The organism is Burkholderia sp. E168m23, from assembly GCF_016586125.1.
GTDB classification, from domain to species: domain Bacteria; phylum Pseudomonadota; class Gammaproteobacteria; order Burkholderiales; family Burkholderiaceae; genus Burkholderia; species Burkholderia orbicola.
Map to the genome: position 1 here is coordinate 1 of NZ_BCPP01001669.1, position 618 is coordinate 618.

2 pseudogenes are annotated in these 618 nt (G+C 69.6%); one reads left to right on the forward strand and one right to left on the reverse strand.

Going from position 1 to position 618, the window contains the following annotated elements:
* Positions 1 to 402 (forward strand): annotated as a pseudogene (locus tag JMF90_RS39560) (ABC transporter substrate-binding protein); the annotation flags it as partial.
* Positions 403 to 455: 53 nt separating this feature from the next.
* Here JMF90_RS39560 and JMF90_RS39565 read toward each other — a convergent pair.
* Positions 456 to 618: pseudogene (locus tag JMF90_RS39565) on the reverse strand (aminotransferase); the annotation flags it as partial.

Consider the following 618-nt stretch of genomic DNA (forward strand, 5'->3'; position numbering starts at 1 on the left):
CCGATCCGCACCAACGCGGACGTCGACCAGCCGCACAACCGCGTGGCCGTCGGCAAGGGCAGCGCGTACGACCTGTTCCTCACCCGCGAACTGAAAGCCGCGCAGATCGTGCGTGCGCCGACGTCGCAAGCCGTCGTGCCGACGTTCGTCGAGCAGCAGCTGGAAGTGGCGGCCGGCGTGAAGCAGCAGCTCGAAACCGACGCCGCGAAAACGCCCGGCCTGCGCCTGCTCGACGAGCGCTTCATGGTGATCCGGCAGGCGATGGGCGTGCCGAAGAGCCGCGGCGACGCGGCCGCCGCGGCACTGGCCGCGTTCGTCGAAGACATGAAGGCGTCGGGCTTCGTCGCCGATTCGCTGCGCCGGCACGGCATCACGGGCGCATCGGTCGCGCCGGCGGGCTGATCGACAACCGCGCCGAAACCGGTACGGCCCGGACAATCGGGCCGTGTCGCCGATCAGCGCTGTGCCGCGAGCGCTTCGGTGATCGCGAGGAATCGCGCGATATCGTCCGGCGCATGACAATGGAGCGGCGAGATCCGCACCGCGCCGGCGAGCCCGAACGATTTCAGCATCCGGCCCGAGTACAGGCTCGACGCAACGCGCTCGTAGACGATCACA